Origin of the sequence: Microcystis sp. LE19-10.1B, assembly GCF_027530565.1 — a bacterium.
GTDB classification, from domain to species: Bacteria; Cyanobacteriota; Cyanobacteriia; order Cyanobacteriales; family Microcystaceae; genus Microcystis; species Microcystis aeruginosa.
The window spans coordinates 1-6,746 of sequence record NZ_JAPZQM010000411.1 but is presented as its reverse complement, the minus strand read 5'-3'; the positions used below and the strand labels follow the sequence as shown (position 1 = coordinate 6,746).

General features: G+C 42.5%; 7 protein-coding genes and 1 pseudogene. 4 read left to right on the top strand and 4 right to left on the bottom strand.

Annotated elements, in window-relative coordinates:
• Positions 1-131 (top strand): annotated as a pseudogene (locus O9332_RS14960) (IS630-like element ISMae24 family transposase); the annotation flags it as partial.
• A gap of 34 nt (positions 132-165) precedes the next feature.
• Here O9332_RS14960 and arsC read toward each other — a convergent pair.
• From arsC to O9332_RS14940, 4 genes are all read right to left on the bottom strand, one after another.
• The gene (arsC, locus tag O9332_RS14955) at positions 166-564 is read right to left on the bottom strand and encodes an arsenate reductase, glutathione/glutaredoxin type (RefSeq protein WP_002757729.1); all 399 of its coding nucleotides are present in this window, start codon (positions 562-564) and stop codon (positions 166-168) included.
• Between the two features lie 23 nt (positions 565-587).
• On the bottom strand, positions 588-1,235 hold the full coding sequence (arsH, locus tag O9332_RS14950) for an arsenical resistance protein ArsH (RefSeq protein ID WP_002757728.1): 648 nt from the start codon (positions 1,233-1,235) through the stop codon (positions 588-590).
• A gap of 9 nt (positions 1,236-1,244) precedes the next feature.
• Positions 1,245-2,390, bottom strand: coding sequence for an ACR3 family arsenite efflux transporter (gene arsB, locus O9332_RS14945; protein WP_288026205.1), 1,146 nt, complete (start codon positions 2,388-2,390; stop codon positions 1,245-1,247).
• A gap of 125 nt (positions 2,391-2,515) precedes the next feature.
• Entirely contained in the window at positions 2,516-2,854 is a 339-nt protein-coding gene (locus tag O9332_RS14940; protein WP_002737698.1) for an ArsR/SmtB family transcription factor, read from the bottom strand.
• A 175-nt stretch (positions 2,855-3,029) separates the two neighbouring features.
• Between O9332_RS14940 and psb30 the strand changes: the two genes are divergently transcribed.
• From psb30 to O9332_RS14925, 3 genes are all read left to right on the top strand, one after another.
• Positions 3,030-3,149, top strand: coding sequence for a photosystem II reaction center protein Ycf12/Psb30 (gene psb30, locus O9332_RS14935; RefSeq protein WP_002736367.1), 120 nt, complete (start codon positions 3,030-3,032; stop codon positions 3,147-3,149).
• 283 nt (positions 3,150-3,432) lie between these two features.
• On the top strand, positions 3,433-4,989 hold the full coding sequence (locus O9332_RS14930) for a M16 family metallopeptidase (RefSeq protein ID WP_002757724.1): 1,557 nt from the start codon (positions 3,433-3,435) through the stop codon (positions 4,987-4,989).
• Between the two features lie 166 nt (positions 4,990-5,155).
• A complete protein-coding gene (locus O9332_RS14925; protein ID WP_002757722.1) occupies positions 5,156-6,604 on the top strand; it encodes a M16 family metallopeptidase in 1,449 nt (482 codons plus the stop codon).
• Positions 6,605-6,746: the final 142 nt, after the last annotated feature.

The window sequence follows — 6,746 nt, the reverse complement described above, 5'->3', positions numbered from 1 at the left end:
AAATATTATGGAGATTTTTAAAATATGAATGGATTGAATTTAGCGCCTATAAAGACCGAAAGAGCCTCCTCGCTTACGTTAAAAAAGTGCTGGACAATTTTGGAGGCGAGTATGTAATTAATTTTGCCTAGGTACTTAAGGTGGGGATCTGAAAACTTTTAACAACTACCTACTTAACTGTTCAATTAATCCGACAACTTTAGCCTTAATTTCATCGCGAACTCGGCGAAAAGTTTCGATGGGTTGACCATCGGGATCATCAATTAACCAATCCTCGAAAATTTCCTGTAAAACCCATCCTTCCGGCAGATTGACACCGCAACCACATAGGGAGATAACGGCATCGTAATCTTCAGGATTAAAATCCCTAATTGATTTGGAAGTTTGGTCAGTAATATCGATGCCAATTTCCTGCATAACTTCGATTGCTCCGGGGTGAACTTTGGCCGCTTCTAATCCAGAACTTGTGACAGCAATTTTACCCGCACCTAAAGTTTTAGCGAAACCTTCGGCGATTTGGGAACGACAGGAATTTTTTCTACAGGCAAACATGACTTTTTTCATGATTTTAACTCCTAGAAATTGATTTAATTAATAGCTTTATGGGCAATTGTGGCTATTTCTTGGGCGGCTTTTTCCTTCCTTTCACTATAGCGATCGGTCAGATAATCTACCTGATCCCGCAGGAGAATGGTAAACTTATAAAGTTCCTCCATCACATCAATAACCCGATCTCGATAGGGGGAATCTTTCATCGTGCCATCCTCGTGAAACTCCTGATAAGCTTTAGCCACAGAAGATTGATTAGGAATAGTAAACATTCGCATCCAACGACCAAGAATTCGCAGAGTATTAACCGCGTTAAAAGATTGGGAACCTCCGCTTACTTGCATGACTGCTAAAGTGCGGCCTTGAGTGGGACGAATCGCACCAATACTTAAGGGAATCCAATCAATTTGGTTTTTGATAATGCCGCTAATATTGCCGTGAAGTTCGGGAGATGACCAGACTTGACCCTCAGACCATTGACTTAATTCTCGTAATTCCTGTACTTTGGCATGAGTATCGGGAACACTGCCATAAATCGGCAATTCACGGGGATCAAAAAAGCGCACTTCTGCCCCATATTCAGTGATAATTCTGGCCGCTTCTTCTGCTAGTAAACGACTGTAGGAACGTTCCCGCAAAGAGCCATACAGAAAAAGAATCCTTGGTTTGTGAGTCGATTGGAGCATGGTGAATAATTATTTGTAAGAACTCAAGCAACGAGGATCGAGAAGGGTGGCTTTTTCTGGATCTCTGGGAAACCAAAAGGCGGTTTTTTTACAGAATTCTACCAACATTAACATCACAGGTACTTCAATCAATACCCCCACTACTGTCGCTAAAGCGGCCCCCGAATTCAATCCGAATAACATCACCGCAGTGGCGATCGCTACCTCAAAATGATTACTAGCACCAATTAAAGCAGCGGGAGCCGCATCTTCGTAAACTAAATTGAGTTTGAGAGCGGCCACATAACTAAGTAAAAAAATCAGATTAGTTTGAATAAAGAGGGGAATAGCAATCAGGAAAATATGCAGGGGATTACCAACAATTAAATCGCCTTTGAAAGCAAAGAGGAGGATTAAGGTTAACAATAAGGCAGTGATTGCCACAGGACTGAGATAGTGAAGAAAACGCGATTCAAACCAGGCCCGTCCTTTATGTTTAAAAATCCAGTGACGGCTATAGATACCGGCAATAAGCGGTAAACCAACGTAGATTAACACAGAAAAAACAATGGTCTGCCAGGGGACTACAAAATTATTAGCTGCCAGTAACCATTTACCTAGAGGAGCGTAGAGAAAAAGCATCGCTAGGGAATTGACTGCTACCATAATTAGGGTATGACCCTGGTTACTGTAGGAAAGATAGCCCCACATCAAGACCATAGCCGTACAGGGAGCAATTCCTAGTAAAATAGCTCCAGCAGTGTAGGAACTAGCTAAACTTACCGTCTGTCCTCGGATAATCTCCGTTTGACTCAACCAAGGCAGAAACAGCCAGCCGAGAAAAAATTGAGCCAGCGCCACCATGGTAAAGGGTTTGATCAGCCAATTAACCACTAAAGTTAAAATAACTGGTTTGGGAGTACGGGCAGCCCGAAGAGCCTGAGAAAAGTCGATCTTAACCATGATCGGATACATCATGAAGAAAAGACAGATGGCGATCGGAATAGAAACGTTATAGACACTCATGGCATCTAAAGTCTGCGCTACGTCCGGAAATGACCGACCGAGGGCAATTCCCGCCAAAATACAGAAAATAACCCAAAGGGTAAGATATTTTTCAAAAACACTAAGGCTACCACCAGCTTTGGCGGCTTTAGGATTGATTTGATTAGTCATCGCACAAAGGTGGAAAGAGAATAATGGGAGATTGGGTAATCTACCTTTATTATTTCAAAAAAAGTTGATATGTCAAGGGTAAAAGCTAGTCATAAAGCTTTAATATTTCTAAAAATCTTGATTGGTTACTGATTTTCCTCGCAGAAACGAGCGGGGACGAGGGCGGCAAAACGACGATATTCCGATAGATATTCTTCTAGGAGAAGAAATTGAGATAGATTTAGGCTGTAGTAGATCCAACGACCCTCTTGACGACTGCGGACTAAATTGGCTTCTTTTAGCGTTTTTAGGTGAAAAGATAATTTAGATTGGGCGATATCGAGATGATCGCGCAATTCACAGACGCATAATTCCTGATGTCGCAACAGTTGGAGGATTTGCAGTCGCAGGGGATCCGAGAGTGCCTGAAAACCAGTATAAATCTGGGTTAACGAGTCGGGAGATGTGGTCAGAGAGTTGAACATTGAGATGGTCCCTCGGTGGGAAGGAAAGAGGAAAGCGGGAAAATTCAGAATTGCAACAAAACTTTATGTATTTTTGTATCGAATCAGGAAAACCAGCGAATCATCCCCTGTATGATAGACAATGGTTTTGACCAGATTAGCCTTTTAAATCATTGTAAACAGGTTAGGAGACATCATGGAATTATTTGCGGCTCTCAATTTAGAACCCATTTTTCAACTCACCTTCGTGGCGCTAATCATGTTAGCTGGCCCCTTTGTCATTTTCCTACTAGCTTTTCGTGGCGGCGACCTATAAAAACCGCCTCCCACCCATTGTTATTCGTGCTTTTTTTGACTTCTCTCCTCTTTAGGGAGAGATTTTTTGTCTAAAAGTCAGGAGTCAGGAGATAGGAGTCAGGAGATTGCTTTTATTTATTCTCCCCACTTCCCCACTTCCCCACTTCCCCACTTCCCAATTCATAATTTATAATTCATAATTCATAATTCATAATTCCCACTCCCCCTCTCCTAACAATCGACTGCTAAGATCGAACAGAGCGATCGATCTCTCGCTCCCACGATACCTGATAAAACTATCTATGATCATTAAAAATAACCCCTATTATCGGGCTGTAATCGGCTTTTGGGTGGCTTTTCTTGTGTTTTGGGGTTTTGGGAGTTTCTCACCCCTTCTTGCCCAAGCGAAAGAGCAACCAGCCGATGTACAATCGATTACCCCCTACCTTAAGCAATTTCAACAAAAAATTACCGAATTTCGCCTCGATAACGGACTAAAATTTATTATCCTAGAAAATCGCGATGCTCCGGTTATTTCCTTTGTTACCTACGCGGATGTGGGAGGTGCCGATGAACCGGACGGTAAAACAGGAGTTGCCCACTTTTTGGAACATTTAGCCTTTAAAGGCACAAAAACCATCGGTACTACCGATTATCTTAGCGAGAAAAAAGTCCTCGATCGCCTTGAAGCTATAGACAAAGAACTACAAGCGGCCAAAAAAGCGGGTAAAAGCGCAGAAGTGGCTAAATTAACGGAAGAATTTCAAAAAACTAAGGCAGAGTCCGAGAAATTCGTCCAACGCAACGAATACGGGCAAATCGTCGAAACTCAGGGAGGAGTCGGTTTAAATGCCACCACTTCCAGCGATGCAACTAGCTATTTTTACAGCTTCCCGTCGAATAAATTGGAATTGTGGATGTCTTTGGAATCGGAACGATTTTTAGAACCGGTGTTCCAACGGGAATTTTACAAAGAAAAAGACGTAATTCTAGAAGAAAGACGGATGCGGACGGATAATAGCCCCTTGGGTCTATTAATCGAAGCTTTTCTCGATCAAGCTTATACTGTCCATCCCTACAAACGTCCCGTTATCGGCTACGATCGAGATATTCGCAATCTGGAACCCTCGGATATCCAAAACTTTTTCGATAAATTTTATCCTGCCAGTAATTTAACCATAGCTATCGCCGGGGATGTGGACCCAGAACAGGTCAAACAGTTAGCTAAAGTTTATTTTGGTCGTTTTCCCGCTAAACCGAAACCCCCACAGGTGAAAGTAGTGGAACCGAACCAAACCAAAACAAAGGAAATTACCCTAAAATTAGCCTCGCAGCCTTGGTATTTAGAAGGATACCATCGTCCCGCTCTCAATCATCCCGATCATGCGGTTTACGAGGTTATTGCCACTTTAATGAGTGAAGGAAGAACTTCGCGACTGTATAAAGCTTTAGTGGAGGACAAACAACTTGCCCTCGCTGCCCAGGGATTTAACGGTTTTCCGGGGGATAAATACCCGAATTTGCTGTTATTCTATGCTCTCAGCGCTCCTAATGTCAGCCTAGAGGAAGTAGCGCAGGGTTTGAATTTGGAATTGGAAAGATTGAAAAATGAACCGGTTTCGGAACAGGAATTAGAACGGGTTAAAAATCAACTACGGGCAGCCCTATTAAGAGGTCTTGATTCTAACATGGGCATGGCGCGATCCTTGATTGAATACGAGGTAAAAACCGGCGATTGGCGTAATTTATTCGCCCAATTAGATGCTTATAATGCTGTCACGGCAGCTGATATTCAACGGGTGGCTAAAGAAACTTTTACCCCCGAAAATCGCACTATTGGCCGAATTTTACCGAAATAGATAGATGGGGAAATGGGGAAAGTGGGGAAAGTGGGGGAATTTCAACTAAAACCCCATCACCCCCCGCAACGCGCACGCAGTGACCACCCCAACACCCCAACACCCCAACACCCTAACACCCTAACACCCTAACACCTAAAACCTAAAACCTAAAATAAATATAATCATGAAAAAACGCTTACAATGGCTAGGTTTAATCCTGATCACCCTGATAGGTGTCCTAGCTTTTCGTTCCCCGGCAATTGCCCAAACCCCGCGACATTTTACCGATTTAACTTTTCCTCCACTTCCTGAAGTTACAGTTCCCCAATACGAGCGCTATCAACTAGATAATGGTATGGTGGTTTATTTAGTGGAGGATCGGAGCTTACCTTTAGTGAGTGGTACGGCGATGATTCGGACAGGAGGAAGATTAGAACCAGGGGAAAAAGTCGGATTAGCCGATATTACTGGAACCGTGCTGCGTAGTGGTGGCACGGAAAAACATCCTTCCAATGTCTTAAATCAATTATTAGAACAAAGAGCGGCCCTCGTAGAAACCTCGATCGATCTTAACGCTGGAACTGCTAGTTTTAGCGCTCTTAGTGAAGATTTAGAAACAGTTTTTAATCTCTTTGCCGAGGTTTTGCGTTCCCCAGCTTTTGAAAATCAGAGGGTAGAATTAGCCAAAGTTCAGGAAAAAGGAGCAATTGCCCGACGTAATGATGATCCTGATGATATTGCTAGTCGGGAGTTTAAAAAGCTAGTCTATGGTGATAATAGCCCCTACGCTCGTACTGTAGAATATAGCACTTTAGCTAATATTGACCGTCAGGATTTAATCGATTTTTATCGTACCTATGTCCGTCCCGACCAAATAATTTTAGGAATTGTCGGTGATTTTGATTCTCAGTCGATGAAAGCATTAATCAATAAGACTTTTGGCGATTGGAAAAATCCCGCCACTGCCACTAAAATTGTCACCCCTTCGGCAACCCAAAAAAATCTTCAAGGTGTCTTTGTCGTCAATCAACCTCAATTAACCCAGAGTAGCGTTTTATTAGGTCATCTTGGTGGTCGTTTGGATAGTCCCGACTATCCCGCTTTAACGGTATTAAATGAGATTTTAAGCGGTTTTGGTGGTCGTTTATTTAATGAAGTGCGCTCCCGTCAAGGATTAGCTTATTCTGTCTATGGTATCTGGAATAGTCGTTATGATTATCCCGGTTTATTTATTGCCGGAGGTCAAACTCGCACCGATGCCACCGTACCTTTTATTAAGGCAATTTTAGGCGAAATCGAGCGCCTTCGCAATCAACCCGTTACTGCCAAAGAATTGGAAGATGCTAAAAATGCTATTCTCAATTCTTTTGTTTTTAAGTTTGAGAAACCTGCTCAAAATTTATCGCGATTGATGACCTATGAATACTATGGTTATCCCCAAGATTTTATCTTCCGTTATCAACAAGCGGTAAAAGGGGTGACAATTGCCGATATTCAACGAGTGGCCCAACAATATCTGCAACCGAATCAAATTGTGACTCTAGTAGTGGGTAATGAACAGGAAATTCAACCTCCTTTATCCAGTTTGGGAACTACGGTTAAAACTGTTGATGTCACCATTACACAACTATAAATAGGGTTTGCTGAATAAATCTAAAAACCTTGTTGGATAGGGTTTTTAGACTTGTTTTCCCTCAAAAAGTGCCGACCTTTGGAGTGATTGGGGGGAAAATTCCGGGACTTTTTCCCTGAAAATTAGGTAATTGACCCCCTGA

Coding starts and splice junctions, on each gene's coding strand:
- arsC (WP_002757729.1), bottom strand. CDS start 564: ATGAAAAAAGTCATGTTTGCCTGTAGAAAAAATTCCTGTCGTTCCCAA.
- arsH (WP_002757728.1), bottom strand. CDS start 1,235: ATGCTCCAATCGACTCACAAACCAAGGATTCTTTTTCTGTATGGCTCT.
- arsB (WP_288026205.1), bottom strand. CDS start 2,390: ATGACTAATCAAATCAATCCTAAAGCCGCCAAAGCTGGTGGTAGCCTT.
- O9332_RS14940 (WP_002737698.1), bottom strand. CDS start 2,854: ATGTTCAACTCTCTGACCACATCTCCCGACTCGTTAACCCAGATTTAT.
- psb30 (WP_002736367.1), top strand. CDS start 3,030: ATGGAATTATTTGCGGCTCTCAATTTAGAACCCATTTTTCAACTCACC.
- O9332_RS14930 (WP_002757724.1), top strand. CDS start 3,433: ATGATCATTAAAAATAACCCCTATTATCGGGCTGTAATCGGCTTTTGG.
- O9332_RS14925 (WP_002757722.1), top strand. CDS start 5,156: ATGAAAAAACGCTTACAATGGCTAGGTTTAATCCTGATCACCCTGATA.